Genomic DNA, 18,868 nt, shown 5'->3' on the forward strand with positions numbered 1-18,868 from the left:
GCGTCACAGGCGCTGCGACATAATGCGACTCATTCGCATTTCAACTTGACCCCCCTCGGGTGCGAGCCCACTCAGCGCACGCTGATAATTACTCGCAACTAGAGCCGGGGATAGCTCTCATGTCTGCACGCGCCGCGCTTCTGGCGACCACGCTTCTTACGCTTGCGCCTCTGTCGGCTTTCGCCGCGGAAGCCGACGACGACCAGCCGACCTCGGTCAGCGCCGTCGAGATCGAAGGCCATCGGCAGAAGGAGACGCCCAGCGCCACCGGCCTGGTCCTGACCCTGCGCGAGACGCCGCAGTCGGTGACCCAGATCCAGCGCCAGCAGATCGACGACTTCGCGCTGAACACGGTCAACGACCTGCTGACCATGGCGCCGGGCGTCAATGTGGAGAAGGTCGAGACCGACCGGACCTATTTCAACGCCCGCGGCTTCGACATCACCAACTTCCAGGTCGACGGCGTCGGCCTGCCGCTGATCTGGGGGCTGCAGTTCGGCGACGTCGACACGGTGATCTATGATCGGGTCGACATCATCCGCGGCGCCAACGGCATGCTGACCGGCACGGGCAACCCGTCGGCGACGATCAACTACATCCGCAAACGCCCGACCCGCGAGGCGCGGGGGTCGCTGTCCGCCTCGTACGGCAGCTGGAACGCTTATCGCCTGACCGCCGACCTGTCCGGCCCGCTCGACTCCACGGGCAGCGTCACCGGCCGGCTGGTCTACGCCAACGAGGACCGCGACAGCTACCTCGACCACTACCACGTCAACCGGCACGTCTTTTACGGCGTGCTGTCCTGGGACGTGTCGTCGGACCTGAACGTGAGCGGCGGCGCCTGGCGGCAGGACAACCAGGCCAATGGCGTGCTCTGGGGGGCGCTGCCGCTGACCTATGCGAACGGCGCGCGGATTCCGTATGACCGCTCCGCCTCCACGTCCGCCGACTGGACCTATTGGGACACGCTGGACCAGGGCTGGTTCCTGGAGGGGACATATCAGCTGGGCGGCGGCTGGCAGGTGAAGGGGACCTACACCCACAAGCGCTTCACCGAGGAGGCGAAGCTGCTCTACGCCTACGGCAATCCCGATCCGGTCACCGGGCTGGGCGTCGCCGGCATGAGCGGGATCTATCCGTCGAAGTACCGCCAGGACCTGGTCGACCTGACCTTGACCGGCGCCGTGAGCCTGTTCGGCCGCAGCCACGACGTCGTCCTGGGCGTCGCCTCCGCCAAGGGGCGCGGCCTCGAATGGGAGAACTCGGGGGCCGGGGTCATCGTCTACCCGGCCGTCGGGGACTGGAAGCGGATCCAACCCGCACAGCCGGCCTACGCCGGGGCCTATCTGGCGGCGCAGAGCGAGGATCGGCTGGACCGTCTGTTCGGGGCGATCCACCTGAACCTCAGCGATCGGCTCAAGGGCGTGGTCGGCTTCAACGCGATGAAGCTGGAGTCCGAGGGCGTGTCCTACGGAACCGGCCAGGCGCGCGACGAAAGCAAGGTCAGCCCCTACGTCGGCGTGGTCTACGACCTGACCCCGAACCTGTCGCTGTATGCGAGCTATACCGACATCTTCAATCCGCAGTCCGAGGTCGACATCAACCGCAAGACGCTCGATCCGGCGGCGGGCAAGAGCTGGGAGGCGGGCGTGAAGAGCGAGTGGTTCGCCGGCCGGCTCTATGCGACCGCGGCCGTATTCAAGTCGGACCAGAAGGGCCTGGCCCTGGCCGCCGGCACGATCCCGGGCAGCAACGACACCTACTACGTCGGCCAGGACACCTTCGTCGAAGGCTACGAGCTCGAGGTCGCCGGGGCGATCACCGACCGCTGGCGGATCTCCGGCGGCTGGACCCAGCTGTCGGTCGAGGACAAGGACGGCGCCGACGCGCGCCTGTACCTGCCGCGCAAGACGCTGAAGCTGTCGACCACCTACGACGTCCCCGAGCTGCGGAACCTGAAGCTCGGCGCCTCGGTGCGCTGGCAGAGCGAGATCTCGACGATGGAACAGGTCCGGGTCGAGCAGGACGCCTACGCGGTGGTCGACGCCATGGCCAGCATCGACGTGACGCCGAGCGTCAAGGCGACGCTGAATGTCCGCAATCTGTTCGACGAGACCTACATGACCAGCCTGATGTGGAACCAGTCCTACTTCGCCGCGCCGCGCAGCGCCTCGGTGACGCTCGAGTATAGGTTCTAGACGCGACAACGCCCCCGGAGAGGGAGGGCTCCGGGGGCGAAGTCCGCTGTCGGCTGCGAGCGCTAGTTGCTCATGCCGACCAGGACGGAAGCGATGATGCCGGTGGCGATCGCCGCCAGGACCACGTCGTCGCCGGCGCGGCGGTACTCGTAGCCGCGGGGCGGAGGGGCCAGGCGGTAGTCGCGGTAGTCGACCGCATAGCCGTAGCGGTAGCGATCCGGCAGGCGGTCGCCGCGACGCCATTGGCCATGATAGCTGCGCGGCTCGTAGTAGCGACGGGCTTCGTAGCGGTCGCGACGGTCACGGCGCTCGTAGCGGTCATGACGGTCGTAGCGGTCGTAACGGTCGTAGCGCTGTTCGTACCGGCCGTAGTCGCGGTCGCGATCGCGGCCATAGCCGTAAGGCTGGGCGGACGCGGCGCCGGCCGAGGCCAGGACGCCCAGGGCGACGGCGGCGGTCAGGATCTTCTTCATGATCAAGCTCTCCTCGGCGGGCTCCGGGAAGGTCCCGGTTCTCCGCTGTTGGAGACGGTTATGCGCCGGCGCCGTTGAGCCTGACCTGAACGGCCTGCATCACCCGCCGTTCATCTATCGCGTCAGCCGCTCCCGCCGCGCTGGAAGCTCTCGACCAGGCTGCCGGCGACCAGGCGCCAGCCGTCGACCAGCACGAAGAAGATCAGCTTGAACGGCAGGCTGACCACCACGGGCGGCAGCATCATCATGCCCATGCTCATCAGCACGCTGGCCACGACCAGGTCGATGACCAGGAAGGGCACGAACAGCAGGAAGCCGATCTCGAAGGCGCGCTTCAGCTCGCTGATCATGAACGCCGGGGTGACGATGCGGATCGGCGTGTCCTGGATCGTCGCCGGCCTTTCGATCTTCGACAGCCGGATGAACAGGGCCAGGTCGTCGCGGTCGACCTGGCTGAGCATGAAGGTCTTCACCGGGTCGCTGGCGGCCTCGAACGCCTGGGGCAGCTCGATCTGCTTGTCCAGCAGCGGCTTGACGCCTTCGTCGTAGGAGCGCTGGAAGGTCGGGCCCATCACGATCGCGGTCAGGAACAGCGAGAGGCTGATGATCACCGCGTTGGGCGGGCTCTGCTGCAGGCCCAGCGCGGTCCGCAGCAGGCTGAGCACGACCACGATCCGCACGAAGCTGGTGGTCATGATCACGATCGAAGGGGCCAGCGACAGCACCGTCAGCAGGCCGATCAGCTGGACCACCCGCTCGGTCAGGCCGGCGCCGTCGCCGAGGTTGATGTTCACCGCCTGGGCCAGGGCCGCGGCCGGGACGATCAGGCTGGCGACGAAGGCCATCACCGAGACGCCCAGGGCCTTTTTCAGGTCCTCGCGCCGCACGTCGAACAGCGACTTCCACAGCTTGATGAGGGCGGCGCGCATCAGGCGGCGGTCTCCGGGGCGGCCGCCTTGCGGCGCGCGGGGGCGGGGGTCTTCTTCAACGTCTCCAGCGTCCGGCCTTCGCCGAGCAGGATCAGCCGCTCCTCGTCGTCCAGCCGGATCAGCACCAGCCGGCGGGCGGGGTCCAGGACCAGGGTCTCGACCAGCACCAGCCGGCGCTCGGCCTTGAGGCGCTGGAAGCGCGCCAGGCCCTCCGGCCCGAAACGGCGCAATGCGACCCCAGCCAGCAGCACCAGGCCGATGGTCACCGCGAGCGCGGCGAAGACCTGGACGTAGTAGAGGAAACCCATGGGGGACGCGGCGCTGGAGGAGTGTTCGCCCGCTTCTCGCCCCGCAACCCTTAAGGCGCGATTAACCCTGTTTGTTCACCATGATCGGTGATGGACACGTCCGCGATTCCCATTCTGGCGATGCTGAAGCAGCGGCTCGGCTATCTGGGCGAGCGCCAGCGGGTGATCGCCCAGAACGTGGCCAACGCCGACACGCCGGGCTACGCGCCGCGGGACGTGAAGGCGTTCAGCTTCGACGCGGCGATGCAGTCCCAGGCGCGGGTCGCGGCCGGCGGGGTCGAACCCGTGCGGACGGCGGCGGGTCACCTCGCGGGCGGGCCAAAGCGGATCAGCAGCTCGACCGTGAAGACGGTGAAGCAGCTCGATTCCGAGACCACCCTCGACGGCAATTCGGTCGTGCTCGAGGACCAGATGATCAAGATGTCCGAGGCGCGCATGCAGTACGACGCCGCCATCGGCTTCTACCAGAAATCCATGGCGCTGCTCCGCATGGCGGCGCGGCCGCCCGGCCGATAGGGGGCTCTAGATGCCGCAGGTGAAGTCCCAGGCCGACACGGCGATGGCGGTGGCCGCGTCCGGCATCCGCGCCCAGCAGGCCCGGATGCGGATCATCGCCGAGAACCTGGCCAACGCGAGCTCGACGGCCCGCACGCCGGGCGGCGAGCCCTATCGCCGACAGGTGCCCGTGTTCGAACCGCGCGCGGTGAGCGGCGGCGAGGGCGTGTCCATGAAACGGGTGGCGATGGACGCCAAGCCGTTCCGCACCACCTACGATCCCGGCCATCCCTCGGCCAACGCCGAGGGCTACGTCCAGCTGCCCAACGTCGATCCCCTGATCGAGGCTCTCGACATGAAGGAGGCGCAGCGCGCCTACGAGGCCAACCTCAACGTCATCGAGACGGCGCGCAGCATGGAGATGCGCACCCTCGACCTGCTGAAGCGGTAGGGCTGAGCGATGATGACCCCGCTCGCCGCCGCCAAGGCCTATGCGACGACCCAGGGTTCGGCCGCTCCCGGTCTGGGCGGCGCCGCGCCCACCCAGGGCAAGGACTTCGGCGACCTGCTTCAGTCGGTGATGACCGACGCGGTCCAGACCAGCAAGAACGCCGAGACCCAGATCGCCAAACAGGTCCAGGGCAAGGCCGAGCTGATCGACGTCGTCACCGCCATCTCCTCGGCCGAGGCCAGCCTGGAGACGGTCATGGCCGTCCGCGACCAGGTGATCGCCGCCTACCAGGAAATCATGCGGATGCCGATCTGACGGCGTCGTCGTCGTCGGTTAGAGTATCTCGGCATGGCTAGACAGGCAGACCGCAGCGCCGCGACGACCCGGCGCCTTCTGGACACCGCGCGCATGCTGTTCGCGCGGGACGGCTACGACCGGGTCAGCATCGATCTGATCGTGGCGGAGGCGGGGCTGACCAAGGGCGCCTTCTACCACCACTTCGCCTCCAAGCAGGCCGTGTTCGAGCGCGTTCTCGACGAGGCCCAGGCGGGGATCGCCGCGCGACAGGCCGAGGGACCGGGGCCGGCCCCCGGGACGCCCGCGACGCGTTCGTTGGCGCTGGGCGCGGTCGGCTACCTTCGCCTGGCCAACGACCCGGCCATCCGTCGGATTCTGCTCGAGGACGGTCCCCGGGTGCTGGGCTGGGAGCGCTGGCGCGAGATCGACGATGTCCACTTCGCCGGCCGGGTGAGGGGGGCGCTGGCCCGGATCATGGGCGTCGACGCCCCTCTGGTCGAGGCGGCGACCCGCGTGGTGCTGGGGGCGATCATGGAGGCCGCCCTGGCCAGCGGCCGCGCCGACGACCCGGAGGCGGTGGTGGCGCGCTACGGCGAGACCATCGAGCGGATGCTGGAGGGGTTCGCGGCGTCACGATAGGCAGGTTGCAGACTGCTGGTCTGTAACTTGATTTGCGTACTGCAGGTCTGTAACATTCGTCTCCTCACAGGAGGAGAAGCCCATGGCCACGTCCAGCCTCGCCGAAGTCCGGACCGCAATGACGGTCGAGGACGCCTACGCCCGCTATCACGCCGCATGGGAGGCGCAGGATCCGGACCGCATCGCGGACCTGCATTCGACGGACTCGATCTTCTGGCTGCAGGACGGCAGGTCGCCGTTCGTGCAGGGGCGCGAGCCGATCCGGCGGCACTGCGCCGGGCTGTTCCAACTCTATGGCGAGATCGGCTTCGAGCCCTGCCGCGTGCTCTACGGTGAAGATCGCTGGGTCTTCGACTACACCATGGTGCTGAAGCTGACGGACACGTCCGGCAAGCCGTTCGTCGCCCGTATCGACATGATCGACGTCGTCGACGTGAATCCGGCCGGCGAGGTGACGCGCAAGGACGTGTTCGTGGATCGCGCCGCCACCCAGGAAGCGCTCGCCCGCGCCGGGCTGGGGTAGGTCATCCCGAAGGCCCAGCCTGAACGCCAGACAACGCGGCGCTCAGGTTGGGCTCAGGGCCGGCCCTCTAGCGTCATCCCATCAGCAACCCGTCAGAAGGGATGACGACCATGAAGAAGATCCTCCTCGCCACGCTGGCCGCCGTCGCCATGACGGGCGCCGCCGGCGCCGCCTCGGCCCAGCCCTACGGCGGCCCTGATCGCGACCGAGGCTACGAGCGCGACTACGGCCGCGGTTACTACGTCGACCGCCACGAACTGCGCCAGCTCAACATGCGCCAGGCCGAACTGCGTCGGCGCATCGACTGGGCGGTGGAGCGCCGCCGGGTGAGCTATGGCGAAGGCGAGCGCCTCCGCTACGAGATCCGCGACATCAACCAGATGGAGCGCCGCTTCCGCGACACCGGCGGCATCGACCGTCGCGAGCTGCGCATCCTGCAGAGCCGCCTCGATCGCGTGGAGGGTCGTCTCCACCGCTTCGCCTGGAACGACTACCGCTAGGAGGTCCACTCGCGCGGCGACCGGTCGGCTCCCAGCCACACGGTCGCCGTCGCCCTGGTCCCGCCATCCAGCATGTGGCGGGTGATCCGCTCGAAATGCTGGATGAACCGTACAAGGGCCTCCCGCCGCGCCGGCGGGAGGTCTTCGCGTTTCAGGCCCAGCAGCCCGGCCTCCTGCTCGCAGCGCCAGTCGAGCACCGTGTCGAACGACGGCGCGGCCAGGTGCAGGACGGCGTCGAACCGTCCGAAGAAGGTCTGGTAGGCGCCGGCCAGGGCGTCGTTCACATAGGTCCGCCAGGCGCCGTCCTCATCTTCCTCGCCCTCCAGGATGTTGACCGGCTCGGCCAGGGCGGCGGCGTCCTGCGGCGTCGCGCCCAGGCACCAGCCCTCCATCAGCACCACCCGGACGGGCGCGTCTACCCGCAGCGGTTCGGCGCGGTCGTCGGCCAGCTTGTCGAAGCGGGGCAGGGCGGTCGGCGCGCCGGCCATCAGGGCGTCGATCGTCCGTTCGGCCAGGGCCAGGTCGTGCGTGCCCGGCGGGCCGCGGGTCGCCAGCAGCGGATGGACCTCGCGCCCGAGCGCCGCCCGTTCGGCCTTCGTCAGATAGACGTCGTCCAGCGAGAAGGCGACGCCGCCCAGGCGCTGCGCCGCCGCCCTGGCCAGGGTGGTCTTGCCGCTGCCCTGGGCGCCGGCGATTCCGATCAGCGGCGGCCGTCCGCGCGCTTCCGCCAGGTCTGCGACGAGGTCCAGGAGCAGGGGGCTGATCATGCCCTCACCCTGGGGTGCGCCGGGCGCTCCGTAAACCGCCGTTAACCATGTCTCCCCCAATCTGGGCCTCTTCCGATTCCCGCTTGTGAAGGGCTTTTTCGATGAACGGCGCCGAGGTTCTCGACATCGGTCGCGACGCCATCTGGCTGACGCTGCAGCTCAGCGCGCCGGTGCTGATCGTCGGCCTGATCGTCGGCGTCGGCATCGGCCTGGTCCAGGCCCTGACCCAGATCCAGGAAGCGACGCTGGTCTACGCTCCCAAGATCGTCGCGATCTTCATCTCGCTGCTGATCTTCCTGCCCCTGATGGGCGCCTTGATGGCGGGGTTCTTCAACCAGATCGCCGCCCGCATCTCGGCCATGTGACGGACCGGTGGAAAGCTACGCCACCGCAGCCCAGGTCTACGCCGCCGGCCTCGTGTTCGCGCGGGTCGGGGCGATGGTCATGCTGGTGCCCGGCCTGGGCGACGCCAGCGTGCCGCCGCGCATCCGCCTGTCCTTCGCCCTGATCATGGCCCTGGTGCTGACGCCGCTGGTCGCGCCGAACGTGGTGATCCCGCCCCAGGTCAGCGGCGTGGCGGCGGGCGTCATCCGCGAGACCCTGATCGGCCTGATGCTGGGCTCGATCCTGCGGCTGGTGTTCACCGCCCTGGCCACCGCCGGCGAGGTCGTGGCCATCCAGACCACGCTCGGCTTCGCGCAGACGGCCAGCCCCAACCAGGCCCAGCCGAGCTCGACTCTGTCGACCTTCCTGACCCTGATGGGCACCGTCCTGGTGATGACCACCGACCTGCACCACCTGTTCTTCGGGGCGATGGTCAACTCGTTCAAGCTGTTCCCGTTCGACGGCAACCTGCCGGTGACTGACGCCGGGACTCTGGCCGTCCAGACCGTGGCTCAGTCTTTCTCGCTGGGCATCCAGCTGGCCGCGCCGGTCATCGTCTTCTCGATCGTCTTCAACCTCGCCACCGGCCTGGTCGGTCGGGTGATGCCGCAGTTCCAGATCTTCTTCGTCGCCTCGCCCCTGGCCGTGATCTTCGGCCTGGCCATCTTCGCCATCAGCCTCGGCGCGGTGGGGATGGTCTGGACCGGCCGCTATCGCGAGCTGCTGCAGGTGTTCGCCTAGATGGCCGAAGACGCCGCATCAAAGACAGAAGAACCGACACCCAAGAAGCTTGAGGACAGTCGGAAGAAGGGCGACGTCGCCAAGTCGCAGGACGTCGCCCAGCTGGCGTCGCTGCTCGGCGCCTTCGGAGTCCTGGCGATCGGCGGCGGCTGGTTCATGCAGGACATGGCCATGCGCATGCTGCCGTTCGTGCAGCATCCCGAGGATATCGACCTGTCCCCGGGCGGGGCGATGCTGGTCACCCAGGAAGCGGCCTACGCCGCGGCGCCGATCCTGATGGCGGTGCTGTTCGCCGCTGCCGTGGCGGGCTTCGCCGGCAACGTCTTCCAGAGCGGCCTGATCTGGACCGGCGAGAAGATGAAGCCGGAATTCAAGAAGGTTTCGCCGCTGGAGGGCTTCAAGCGGATCTTCGGCGTCGACGGCCTGGTCCAGTTCCTGAAGTCGGTGATCAAGATCGTCGTCACCGGCTGGGTCGCCTGGCTGGTCCTCAAGTCGCACGCCCACGAGATGGGGCAGCTGGCCGCCCTGGACGTCGCCGCGATCCTGCCGCTGACCGGCGAGATCACCCGGGCGCTGTTCTACGCGGTGCTGACCTTCCTCGCCGCGACCGCCATCCTCGACTTCATCTGGCAGCGCATCCGCTTCATGCAGAAGATGCGGATGAGCCGCGAGGAGCTGAAGGAGGAGTTCAAGCAGTCCGACGGCGACCCGCACGTCAAGGCCAAGCAGAAGCAGATCCGCGCCGAGCGCTCGCGCCGGCGGATGATGCAGAACGTGCCCAAGGCCACCGTCGTGGTGATGAACCCGACCCACTACGCCGTGGCGCTACGCTACGAGGCGGGGCAGACCGCTGCGCCCGAGTGCGTGGCCAAGGGCCTGGACGACCTCGCCCTGCGCATCCGCGCCCTGGCCGAGGAGCACGGCGTGCCGGTGGTCGAGGACCCGCCCCTGGCCCGCGCGCTCTACGCCGCCGTCGAGGTCGACCAGCAGATTCCGGAGTCCCACTTCGAAGCGGTGGCCAAGATCATCGGCTTCATCATGGGGGCCGCTCAGCGTCGCCGGGGCGCCCAGGCGGGCGCCGCGCGCGCCAGACCGCTTTAGCGAGTAATATCAATGCGTGATTCGCCGAAAGCGGCTGACCTGATGGCCGAACCGACGCCTGCCGAGCCGCGCGAGCGGCGCTTCGACCCCTGGATCTGGGGCGCCGGCGCATGCTTCGTGCTGGCTCTCGGCCTGGCTTCCGTGCCGGCCTGGAAGCACGGTCCCTCGACCCTGGCCGGGATGCTGCTGCTGGTCGGCTTGGCCGGCGTGGCCCTGCTCGGCATCCTGGGCCTGCGCGGCTCCGCCAGCACGGTGGAGCTTGACGAGGACGGCGCCGAGACCTTCGTCGAAGCCTTGCCTGAAGCCGCCGCCGTCACCGGCGCCGACGGCCGCCTGCACGCTTCCAACACGCCGTGGCGCGAGGCCCTCGGCGGCCAGCGCCGCCTGCCGCGGAACGGCCCGGCCGCGCCCGGCCTGTTCGCCGCCCTGACCAAGGCCCGCAAGGGCCAGATCGCCCGCGCCGCCGTCCGGCTGGGCGGCGAGGACCGGCCGCTGATCGTCTCGTCCCTCGGCGCGGGGCGGTTCCTGGTGCGGCTCGAGCCCGCCGTGACCGAGCCGCTGCGGCTGACGGCCGAGCTGCCCGCCGCCGTCGCCGCGGCCGGGGCGGCGCCGCCCGTTCTGAACGCTGCGCCAAAAGGCCCCGCCACCCTGGACGCCCTGGCCGCCGCCTCGCCGTTCGGCGCGGCCATGCTGGAAGGCGAGGAGGTGTTCTCGGCCGCCATCGTGGAAGCCAACGCCGCCCTTTCGGCCATGACCGCGGGCAAGGCGGTGGCGGGGCGTACGTTCGGCGACCTGATCGACCCCCATTCGCGCATCGACGCCGGTCTGGGCTCCGCCGAGGGGCGGGCCGGCCCGATCGAGGTCAGGCTGGCGCACGATCCCTCGCGGATCGCCCACCTGTACCTGGCCCGCACCGGCGGCCGCCTGACCGCCTATCTGGTCGACGTCACCGAGCAGAAGCAGATCGAGCTGCAGCTGGCCCAAAGCCAGAAGATGCAGGCCATCGGCCAGCTGGCCGCCGGCATCGCCCACGACTTCAACAACCTGCTGACCGCCATCCAGCTGCGCCTGGACGAACTGCTCGAGCGGCACCCGCTGGGCGATCCCAGCTATGAGGGCCTGACCTCGATCAAGGGCACCGCCGCCCGCGCCGCCGACCTGGTCCGCAAACTGAAGACCTACAGCCGCCAGGAGACCCTCCAGCGCGAGGTGCTCGACCTGGGGGAGACGATCAGCGACTTCGAGGTGCTGCTGCGCCGCCTGCTGCGCGAGCCGGTGAAGCTGGACACCGACTACGGCCGCGACCTGCCGCTGGTGAAGGTCGACAAGGGCCAGCTCGAGATCGCCGTGATGAACCTGGTGCTGAACGCCCAGGACGCTCTGATCAGCGCCAAGGGCGGCGGCCGCATCGCGCTGCGCACGGGACGGGTCGGTCAGACGGAGGCCGTCAGCCTGGGCTACGCCGGCGCGCCGGTCGGCGATCTGGCGATGATCGAGGTGCGCGACGACGGCCCGGGCATCCCCAACGACGTGCTGGGCAAGATCTTCGACCCCTTCTTCACCACCAAGGCGGTGGGCGAGGGCACCGGCCTGGGCCTGGCGCAGGTCTACGGCATCGTGAAGCAGTCGGAAGGCTGGATCCACGTCGAGAGCCCGGCGGGCGAAGGGGCGACCTTCCGCATCTTCCTGCCGGTCCATACGCCCAGCGCCGCCGCGCCGCGCCCGGCCCCGCAGCCGGCGGCCACCCTGGCGCGCCCCCGCGCCGCCCGCGATCTGTCCGGCGTCGGCCGCATCCTGTTCGTCGAGGACGAGGAAGCGGTGCGCGGCATCGCCGCCAGCCTGCTGCGCAAGCGCGGCTACGAGGTCATCGAAGCGGGCGACGGCGAGCAGGCCCTGGTCCTGGCCGAGGAGCACGCCGGCACGATCGACCTGCTGATCAGCGACGTAATGATGCCGGGCATGGACGGCCCGACCCTGCTCAAGAAGGCCCGCCACCACCTGGGCGACGCGCCGGTGATGTTCATCAGCGGCTACGCCGAGGCGGAGTTCTCCGACCTGCTGGAAGGCGAGACCGGCGTGTCCTTCCTACCCAAGCCGCTGGACATCAAGACCCTGGCCGAACGCGTGAAGCAGCAGCTGCAGGCGGCCTAGGGTCTGTACCCGAACCGGCCTTCGCCGGGACGACCGGAGGCGGATTGAAGCGGCGACGCTAGCCGCCCCTCTTGCGGTAATCCTCGAGCGACAGGGTCATGTCGACCCGATCCATCCCCGGCGCGAAGCCGTCCAGCGTACGGGCCGTCTCGACGAAGCCGTAGCGGGCGAAGAAGCCGCAGCTGTGCTGGGTGGTCTCGATCTCGACGCTCCGGAAGATCGGATCGGCCGCGATCCGCGCCAGCCGCTCGGTCAGCAGCCGGTCGCCCAGACCCTGGCGATGCAGGTCGCCCCGCACCATGCCCCAGCATAGCGCCGCGATGCTCGAATCCTGTCCGCCGCCGGCATAGCCGCCGCAGCCCAGCGCCTCGCCGTCGGCGGACTCCAGCACGAAGTAGGGCCCTGGCAGGTCATCGACGAAGCCCAGGAAGTCGGCCTTCTCGACTTCGGCGAAGTAGCGCGGCGTGTTGCTGTCGAACAGCGCCAGGCCGAGCGCGCGGTCGCGGGGCTCCCAGGGGCGCAGGCGGATGTCGGTGATCGGAGCGGGAGATGACATGGCGGCGGAGATGGGGGTCTTCAGCGCCGGTCGCCAGGGCGGAACGGCGGCATGCTCCGCATTACGAGGATTTAACCTGGGGCGCGTTGCCGGGATGGCGCGGCGGGCCTACGCCTTTGCCCAAGAGGAACCGCACCCTGAGGGGGACACCCGTGCAAAACCGCCGTGAACTTCTGTTTTCCGCCGCCGCCGCGACCGCCGTCGCCGTAGCGGTTTCGCCCAAGGACGTGTTCGCCGCGCCGGCCAAGGCGAGCGACCCGGCCGAGGTGAAGAAGATGAATGCGCTGTTCGACAGCTTCGTCGACAAGCAGATGCGCCGCCAGCCGGAAGCGCCGACCAGCCTGGGCCTGGACAAGGACGCCCTGGCCTGGACCAAGTCGGCCCTGTCCGACCAGTCGCTGACCGCCATCAAGGAGAACGCCCAGATCGGCGAGGCGCAGCTGAAGCAGCTCCGCACCGTCGACCGCAGCAAGCTGGCCGGCCTGGACGCAACCAACTACGACACCGTCGACTTCGTGATGAACGTCAGCGCCGAGTTCAATCGCAAGTACGACTACATCGGCGCCTACGGCGGCGCGCCCTATGTGATCTCGCAGCTGACCGGCAGCTACCAGTCGATGCCGGACTTCCTGGACAGCCAGCACACCATCGAGACCAAGGCCGACGCCGACGCCTACATGGCCCGGGTCGAGGCCTTCGGCCGGATGCTGGACCAGGAGGTCGAGGTCGCCCGCCACGACGCCGCCCTGGGCGTGATCCCGGCCGACTTCACCATCGACAAGGCCCTGACCCAGTTCAAGGCCATGCTGGGCGTCGAGGCCGACGCCGCGCCGCTGGTCACCTCGGTCGCCCGTCGCGCCAAGGAAAAGAACATCGCCGGCGACTACGGCGGCCAGGCCGCCAAGCTCTATGTCGAGAAGGTGCGCCCGGCGCTCGAGCGTCAGCAGGCTCTGCTGCAGGAATGGCGCGGCAAGGCCGTCCATGACGCCGGCGTGTGGCGTCTGCCCAAGGGCGAGGAGTACTACCGCACGTCGCTGGAGAGCTACACGACCTCCAAGATCACCCCGGCGGAGATCCATAAGATCGGCCTGGACATGGTCGCCAGCCTGGGCGCCGAGGCCGACAAGCTGATGCGCAAGGCCGGCTACGCCAGCGGCACCGTCGGCGAGCGCTTCCGCCAGATGTACGCCGATCCCAAGCAGCACTACCCGAACACCGACGAGGGCAAGGTCGAGCTGATCAAGGACCTGAACAAGAAGGTCGCCGAGATCATGCCGAAGCTGCCGAAGTACTTCGGCCAGCTGCCCAAGGCGCCGCTGGAGATCCGCCGCGTGCCCAAGGCCATCGAGGCCGGCGCCCCGGGCGGCTACTACAACTCGCCGACGCTGGATGGGTCGCGCCCGGGCATCTACTGGATCAACCTGCGGGACAGCGCCGAGCAGCCGCGGTTCACCCTGCCGACCCTGACCTTCCACGAGGCGATCCCGGGCCACCACCTGCAGCTGGCGCTGAACAACGAGGCCGGCGACCTGCCGCTGATCCGCAAGATGATCGGCTTCTCGGGCTACAGCGAAGGCTGGGCGCTCTACGCCGAGGAGCTGGCCGTCGAAATGGGCATGTACGAGAACGACGTGGAAGGCCACATCGGCATGATCCACGACGCGATGTTCCGCGCCGTCCGTCTGGTGGTCGACAGCGGCATGCACGACAAGCGCTGGAGCCGCGAGCAGGCGGTGAAATACTACGTCGACACCATCGGCGACCAGGAAGCCTCGGCGATCACCGAGATCGAGCGTTATGTCGTGTGGCCGGGCCAGGCCTGCAGCTACATGGTCGGCAAGATCGAGTGGCTGCGGCTGCGCGCGAAGGCCCGCAAGGTCCTGGGCAAGAAGTTCGACATCCGCAAGTTCCACGACGTGGGCCTGCTGTCGGGCGGCGTGCCGCTGACGGTGCTGGAGACGGTCATCGACGGCTACATCGCCGGCGCGAAGTAGCTCGGAGGGCGAAGCCGCGCGCTTCTTGGGCGTGCGGCTTCATTCTGCCGGTCGTTGTAGAAGTCGCCATCGCTAACTAATGCTGCCCCAGAAAGAGGGGGAGCATGAGATCAGGACTCGCGATGGCGGCGTTCGCCGCGGCTCTGACCGGCGCATCGCCGGTTGCGACATCCGTTCCGCAAGCCTCTCGGCCCGGGGACGTTGCGGAGATGACTCTAGGCTACACCTATTACAATCGACCCGGCGCCACGCCTGCTTCGCATGACGCCGATGTCGCGCTCTGCTGGGGCGAAGCGGCGAAGACCGTGTCGAACGATGAGCTCTTCACCGCCGGGGCGGGCGACCGTCCCACCGAGGGCGTCATGGTTCGGGCGCTGGTGACGAACTACCAGCGTAGCGTGACCGGCGCCGCTCTTGAGAACTGCATGGTGGTTCGCGGGTGGCGGGTCGTACTGATCGGCGAGGCTGAGGGCCGGAACCTCGCCGCACTATCGCAGGAGGAGGTCGCAGATTGGCTGGAAGGCCGGGTCGGGGCCGAAACCCCGGACGGCGACATCGTCCGCGTCTGGGAAAACGACATCGCGAGACGGTCTTCCCGCCGCGCCGAGTTTCGGCCGGGGCACAAGAACGATGGGCAGTTGAGCCTCCTGGCGGCGACGGGCAAGGTGCTCGCCGACGTGACGCCCGTGCGATCGCCTATGCAACCCATGTCGGCGCGGGGAAGGAAGTCGCTCAAGCCTGAACAGATCGCATCCGTTCCCGAGGGAGCCGCGATTCTCGTCGTCCGCGTCGCTAACAGCCTGAAGGACGGGGGCTGGCTTCTGTTCACACGCCGGGACGGTTCCGGCTCCGGCCCGCCGCCCGTCGATCGCCCGCTAGATGCGGCCCTAGTGGGGGTCGGCAAGACCTACTCCAAATCAAGCGGCTGGACGATCGTGGCGGTGCCGCCGGGACGGTGGGAGATCACCCAGCTGGCGGGGATCAATCTTTGCCTAGGCGCGCCCGCGTTCGAAGTGAAGCCGGGGGAGGTTGTCTACGCCGGAGCCTTCGATTTCACCGCGGACCGTCTGGGGCCGGACCTTTCCCTGGAGCCGGTCGGCGAAATGCTCGGCGGTCGATTCCCCGCTTCCTTGGTTCGTCCAGCCGTCTATTCGAACGGCTGGAGGGGGCATTGCGGTGACGCCTCGATATATGCCTTCGAGGTTCCGGACGCGCCGTTTGCACCAGGGTACGTCTGGGGCGGCAATCATCCTTCAAGTTCGGCAGACCCCGCCGGAACGCGTTAGGCGCCTGGCGCGTCCGCCCTACCGCCAGAACTGGAAGGCGTCGAAGCCCTTCAGGATCAGCTCGTGGTTCACGCCCAGGGCGTCGGTCAGGATGAAGGCCGCGCCGAACAGGACGCTCGAAAGACCCGGAACGAAGAACAGCGCCGCGAGCAGGATCCAGATCGCGAACCGCTCGGCCGGCGCCATGATCTTGCGGAACGACGCGGGCAGGAACGGCCGCAGCACGCCGTAGCCGTCCAGCCCCGGCACCGGCAGCAGGTTCAGCGCCAAGGCGACGGCCTGGAACAACGCCAGCAGCGCGACCGCCGGCCACAGCGCGCTCTCGGAGCCTCCGCCCGCGCCGACCAGCAGCGCCAGCGACAGCAGGATCAGCGCCAGCAGCGTTCCCGCCGGCCCGGCCAGCGATGCGGCCGACCGCCACGCGGGGCTGCGCATCAGGTCCTCGCGCAGGTAGACCGCGCCGCCGGGCAGGGCCAGGCCGCCGATCGCCAGAACGATCACCGGCAGCACCAGGCTGGTCACCGGGTCGGCGTAGCGCAGCGGATCCATCGACAGGTAGCCGTTGGTCTCGACGGTGTGGTCGCCGGCCCGCCAGGCCACATAGGCGTGGCCGAACTCGTGCAGCACCAGGGCCACGAGCCAGCCCAGGACCACGAACAGGAAGGTCAGGATTCCTCCGCCGTCGCCGAACAGCGCCAGGGCGGATCCGCTGAGCAGCCAAAGGCTCAGCAGCAGGGTGAAGTTGCGACTCATACTGGCGCTATAGCGTGGCCAGGCCCCAGTCCAAAACGATAGACGGGCGACCCCCGGATCGCCCGTCCTGCGGTCCTCGCGGGCCGTGGTCAGAGTTTCACATGGCCGGCCTGGATGTACTCGACCATCTGGCTGACCACCGTGCCCCAGCCGTCCTGGAATCCCATCTCCTCGTGGGTCTTGCGCGAGGCCTCCTCGCCATGGATGGCGGTCGCGACATAGCGCGTGCCGGCGCCCTTGGGCTCCAGTTCGAGGACCGCTGTGAAGAAGGGCTTCGACGACGGTCGCCAGCCGGGCAGCAGGGTGTCGGTGAAGACCATCCGGCGCAGCGGGACGATCTCCAGATAGCAGCCGACGTTGGCGAACTCCTGGCCGTCGGGCGAGCGCATGGTGCTGGCGAAGATCCCGCCCGGGCGCAGGTCGATCTCGCAGGAGGTGATGGTCCAGGGCTTGGGCACGAACCAGTGGCGGATGTGCTCGGGCGTGGTCCAGGCCTTCCAGACGAGCTCGACGGGCACGTCGATCTCGCGTTCGAGCACCAGGTCCAGCTGCGGATCGAACTTCGCGATCGGCGCGGTCATTTCGGGGTCTCCTCTTGTTGTTTCATGTTCAGCAGATGGGCGTCGAGTTGGTCGAGGCGGCGCGTCCACAGCGAGCGCTGACGGGAGAGCCAGTCTTCGACGAGGGTGAGGCGGTCGGGTTCGAGCCGGTAGGTGCGCACGCGTCCGACCTTGCTGGAGGCGACCAGGCCGCAGCCTTCCAGAACCTTCAGATGCTCAATGAACGAGGGCAGGGCCATGTCGTAGGACGCCGCCAGTTCGCTGACCGACGCCTGCTGCGAGCCGAGCCGCTGCACCACGTCGCGCCGCGTCGGGTCGGCGAGGGCGCGGAAGACGCCGTCGATGACCGAGGGGGGCGGCGGCGGCGGCGGGGCCGGAACGGCGGGGCGGGCGAACATGGTTCACCGCTACCGCCGAACAATACTTAGGTCAATTCCTTAGTTTTATCACGGGGCCGGTTGGCGGAACTGCGGCGCAGTTCCGCCCTTGGCCAACGGGCCGGTTCACCAGGCGAACTGGAAGCCGGCGCGCGCGCCGACCTCGCCGCTGTCGAAGCCGAAACCGATGCCGGCGGAGACCGAGGCCTTGTCGCTGACGCGGGCGGTGAAGGCGGCGGCGCCGGCGGTCTTGCTCTGGAAGTGGCCGATCCCGCCGGAGACGGCGAACCGGGCGCCGGGGGGCACGGCGGGGGATTCCATGGCCAGGGCCATGGCGATCCCTTCGTTGGCCTTGTCGATGTCGCGTCGGTTCAGCTGGGCCAGGTCGAAGAGGGCCGTCTGCTGGGCCTGCAGGGCCGTGATCTGGCTGGTCTGCTGGGCGTTGACCGCCTCGATCGAGGTCAGCCGGGTCGTGTGACTGGCCTGGGTGGTCTCCAGGCCGGTCAGCCTGGTGTTCTGGGTCGTGTTGACCGTCTGGACGTCGGCGATGGCGGAATTGATCCCGGCCAGGATCGTGGTGTCGCGACCGACCGTGCCGCTGGCGTCGACGGTCATCAGGCTGAGGGCGCCGGTCTGGGCGGAGGTGCTGGCGTCGATGTCGCCGATGGTCACCGACGAACCGGCCCCGCCGAGCTTCACCTGGCCGTCGCGATCGGTCTGGGCCCCGGCGCCCAGGGCGACCGAGGCGACGTGCGAGGCCGTCGCCTGCCGGCCGAGCGCCAGCGAATCCGCGCCGACGGCGCGCGCCCGGGCGCCGACCGCCGTGGCGCCGTCGGCCAGGGACCGGGACTCCCACCCAAGCGACGTCCCAAGGTCGCCAGACGTGTAGGCCCGGACGCCGAGCGCGGTGGAGCCGTTCACGGGCACGTTGAAGTTGGTCATGGCGCCGTACCCGACGACGGTGTTCTCCTCACCCTCGGTCCTGGCGCCGGCGCCGACGGCCGTCGAGCGCGGGCCTCTGACCACGGTAAGGCTCAGGATTGTTTCGCCCTCGATCACGCTCGACCCGAGGGCGCCGACCGCGGTGGAGCCGGTCCCGTCCGCATTGGCTCCGACACCGACGGCCGTCGCGTCGGCGCCCGTCGTCGTCGAGCCAATGCCGCATTCGGTGCTTCTCGGCAGGGCGCCGCTGTTGCATTCGGGCGTGAAGTCGGCCCGGACGCCGGTGGCCGTCGCCAGGGCGGCCAGCCCGGCGGCGGCGATCAGGGCGTTGCGCGACATGAAATGGCGGCGGGTCATCAGAACTCTCCCTCTCGAACCGCGCGGCGGCGCGGTGATCGCGAGGGAGGTTGTCGAGCGCGGACCTATGGATAGCTTACGCCTGT

22 protein-coding genes are annotated in these 18,868 nt (G+C 68.9%); 13 read left to right on the top strand and 9 right to left on the bottom strand.

Annotated elements, in window-relative coordinates:
• The first annotated feature begins 119 nt into the window (after positions 1 to 119).
• Positions 120 to 2,198, top strand: a complete 2,079-nt coding sequence (locus tag CSW64_RS05880) for a TonB-dependent siderophore receptor (RefSeq protein ID WP_099621230.1) — start codon at positions 120 to 122, stop codon at positions 2,196 to 2,198.
• 62 nt (positions 2,199 to 2,260) lie between these two features.
• On the opposite strand, the gene CSW64_RS05885 is transcribed toward CSW64_RS05880, so the two are convergent.
• The 3 genes from CSW64_RS05885 to CSW64_RS05895 all read right to left on the bottom strand — a co-directional run bounded on the left by CSW64_RS05885 (position 2,261) and on the right by CSW64_RS05895 (position 3,908).
• A complete protein-coding gene (locus tag CSW64_RS05885; RefSeq protein WP_172448475.1) occupies positions 2,261 to 2,671 on the bottom strand; it encodes an RcnB family protein in 411 nt (136 codons plus the stop codon).
• Between the two features lie 122 nt (positions 2,672 to 2,793).
• Positions 2,794 to 3,516: a flagellar type III secretion system pore protein FliP gene (fliP, locus tag CSW64_RS05890; protein WP_425430372.1), complete on the bottom strand. Its 723-nt coding sequence runs from the start codon at positions 3,514 to 3,516 to the stop codon at positions 2,794 to 2,796.
• An 83-nt stretch (positions 3,517 to 3,599) separates the two neighbouring features.
• A complete protein-coding gene (locus CSW64_RS05895; RefSeq protein WP_099621233.1) occupies positions 3,600 to 3,908 on the bottom strand; it encodes a flagellar biosynthetic protein FliO in 309 nt (102 codons plus the stop codon).
• Between the two features lie 90 nt (positions 3,909 to 3,998).
• Here CSW64_RS05895 and flgB point away from each other — a divergent pair, with 90 nt between their 5' ends.
• From flgB to CSW64_RS05925, 6 genes are all read left to right on the top strand, one after another.
• The gene (gene flgB / locus CSW64_RS05900) at positions 3,999 to 4,424 is read left to right on the top strand and encodes a flagellar basal body rod protein FlgB (protein ID WP_099621234.1); all 426 of its coding nucleotides are present in this window, start codon (positions 3,999 to 4,001) and stop codon (positions 4,422 to 4,424) included.
• A gap of 10 nt (positions 4,425 to 4,434) precedes the next feature.
• The gene (gene flgC, locus CSW64_RS05905) at positions 4,435 to 4,854 is read left to right on the top strand and encodes a flagellar basal body rod protein FlgC (RefSeq protein ID WP_099621235.1); all 420 of its coding nucleotides are present in this window, start codon (positions 4,435 to 4,437) and stop codon (positions 4,852 to 4,854) included.
• Between the two features lie 9 nt (positions 4,855 to 4,863).
• Positions 4,864 to 5,169: a flagellar hook-basal body complex protein FliE gene (fliE, locus tag CSW64_RS05910; protein ID WP_099621236.1), complete on the top strand. Its 306-nt coding sequence runs from the start codon at positions 4,864 to 4,866 to the stop codon at positions 5,167 to 5,169.
• 33 nt (positions 5,170 to 5,202) lie between these two features.
• On the top strand, positions 5,203 to 5,790 hold the full coding sequence (locus CSW64_RS05915; RefSeq protein WP_099621237.1) for a TetR/AcrR family transcriptional regulator: 588 nt from the start codon (positions 5,203 to 5,205) through the stop codon (positions 5,788 to 5,790).
• Between the two features lie 82 nt (positions 5,791 to 5,872).
• Positions 5,873 to 6,313, top strand: a complete 441-nt coding sequence (locus tag CSW64_RS05920; protein ID WP_216361242.1) for a nuclear transport factor 2 family protein — start codon at positions 5,873 to 5,875, stop codon at positions 6,311 to 6,313.
• A 110-nt stretch (positions 6,314 to 6,423) separates the two neighbouring features.
• Entirely contained in the window at positions 6,424 to 6,813 is a 390-nt protein-coding gene (locus CSW64_RS05925; RefSeq protein WP_150131342.1) for a hypothetical protein, read from the top strand.
• On the opposite strand, the gene CSW64_RS05930 is transcribed toward CSW64_RS05925, so the two are convergent.
• Complete coding sequence (locus tag CSW64_RS05930; protein WP_099621239.1) at positions 6,810 to 7,580, bottom strand: kinase; 771 nt, start codon at positions 7,578 to 7,580, stop codon at positions 6,810 to 6,812. The two genes, CSW64_RS05925 and CSW64_RS05930, sit on opposite strands and share 4 nt — an antisense overlap.
• Before the next feature lie 101 nt (positions 7,581 to 7,681).
• Between CSW64_RS05930 and fliQ the strand changes: the two genes are divergently transcribed.
• The 4 genes from fliQ to cckA are packed head-to-tail and all read left to right on the top strand — an operon-like array spanning position 7,682 to position 11,957.
• Positions 7,682 to 7,945, top strand: a complete 264-nt coding sequence (fliQ, locus tag CSW64_RS05935) for a flagellar biosynthesis protein FliQ (protein ID WP_099621240.1) — start codon at positions 7,682 to 7,684, stop codon at positions 7,943 to 7,945.
• A gap of 7 nt (positions 7,946 to 7,952) precedes the next feature.
• The gene (gene fliR / locus CSW64_RS05940) at positions 7,953 to 8,705 is read left to right on the top strand and encodes a flagellar biosynthetic protein FliR (RefSeq protein WP_099621241.1); all 753 of its coding nucleotides are present in this window, start codon (positions 7,953 to 7,955) and stop codon (positions 8,703 to 8,705) included.
• Positions 8,706 to 9,806: a flagellar biosynthesis protein FlhB gene (gene flhB, locus CSW64_RS05945; RefSeq protein WP_099621242.1), complete on the top strand. Its 1,101-nt coding sequence runs from the start codon at positions 8,706 to 8,708 to the stop codon at positions 9,804 to 9,806. It begins immediately after the preceding gene.
• A 42-nt stretch (positions 9,807 to 9,848) separates the two neighbouring features.
• On the top strand, positions 9,849 to 11,957 hold the full coding sequence (gene cckA / locus CSW64_RS05950; protein ID WP_099621243.1) for a cell cycle histidine kinase CckA: 2,109 nt from the start codon (positions 9,849 to 9,851) through the stop codon (positions 11,955 to 11,957).
• Positions 11,958 to 12,015: 58 nt separating this feature from the next.
• Here cckA and CSW64_RS05955 read toward each other — a convergent pair whose 3' ends face one another.
• Positions 12,016 to 12,513 (bottom strand): GNAT family N-acetyltransferase, encoded by a 498-nt coding sequence (locus CSW64_RS05955; RefSeq protein WP_099621244.1) that lies wholly within the window; start codon positions 12,511 to 12,513, stop codon positions 12,016 to 12,018.
• A gap of 152 nt (positions 12,514 to 12,665) precedes the next feature.
• Between CSW64_RS05955 and CSW64_RS05960 the strand changes: the two genes are divergently transcribed.
• Both CSW64_RS05960 and CSW64_RS05965 read left to right on the top strand, forming a co-directional pair.
• On the top strand, positions 12,666 to 14,507 hold the full coding sequence (locus CSW64_RS05960; RefSeq protein WP_172448476.1) for a DUF885 domain-containing protein: 1,842 nt from the start codon (positions 12,666 to 12,668) through the stop codon (positions 14,505 to 14,507).
• A 104-nt stretch (positions 14,508 to 14,611) separates the two neighbouring features.
• Entirely contained in the window at positions 14,612 to 15,793 is a 1,182-nt protein-coding gene (locus CSW64_RS05965) for a hypothetical protein (RefSeq protein WP_150131343.1), read from the top strand.
• 18 nt (positions 15,794 to 15,811) lie between these two features.
• Here the strand turns inward: CSW64_RS05965 and CSW64_RS05970 are convergent, their stop codons facing one another.
• The 4 genes from CSW64_RS05970 to CSW64_RS05985 form a co-directional block, all read right to left on the bottom strand.
• Positions 15,812 to 16,546 (bottom strand): site-2 protease family protein, encoded by a 735-nt coding sequence (locus tag CSW64_RS05970; RefSeq protein WP_099621247.1) that lies wholly within the window; start codon positions 16,544 to 16,546, stop codon positions 15,812 to 15,814.
• 89 nt (positions 16,547 to 16,635) lie between these two features.
• Complete coding sequence (locus CSW64_RS05975; RefSeq protein ID WP_099621248.1) at positions 16,636 to 17,127, bottom strand: SRPBCC family protein; 492 nt, start codon at positions 17,125 to 17,127, stop codon at positions 16,636 to 16,638.
• On the bottom strand, positions 17,124 to 17,504 hold the full coding sequence (locus tag CSW64_RS05980; RefSeq protein WP_099621249.1) for an ArsR/SmtB family transcription factor: 381 nt from the start codon (positions 17,502 to 17,504) through the stop codon (positions 17,124 to 17,126). The genes CSW64_RS05975 and CSW64_RS05980 overlap by 4 nt, the downstream gene beginning before the upstream one ends.
• Positions 17,505 to 17,609: 105 nt before the next feature.
• Entirely contained in the window at positions 17,610 to 18,782 is a 1,173-nt protein-coding gene (locus tag CSW64_RS05985) for a YadA-like family protein (protein WP_099621250.1), read from the bottom strand.
• Between the last annotated feature and the right edge of the window lie 86 nt (positions 18,783 to 18,868).

This window comes from Caulobacter mirabilis, assembly GCF_002749615.1.
Lineage (GTDB): Bacteria > Pseudomonadota > Alphaproteobacteria > Caulobacterales > Caulobacteraceae > Caulobacter > Caulobacter mirabilis.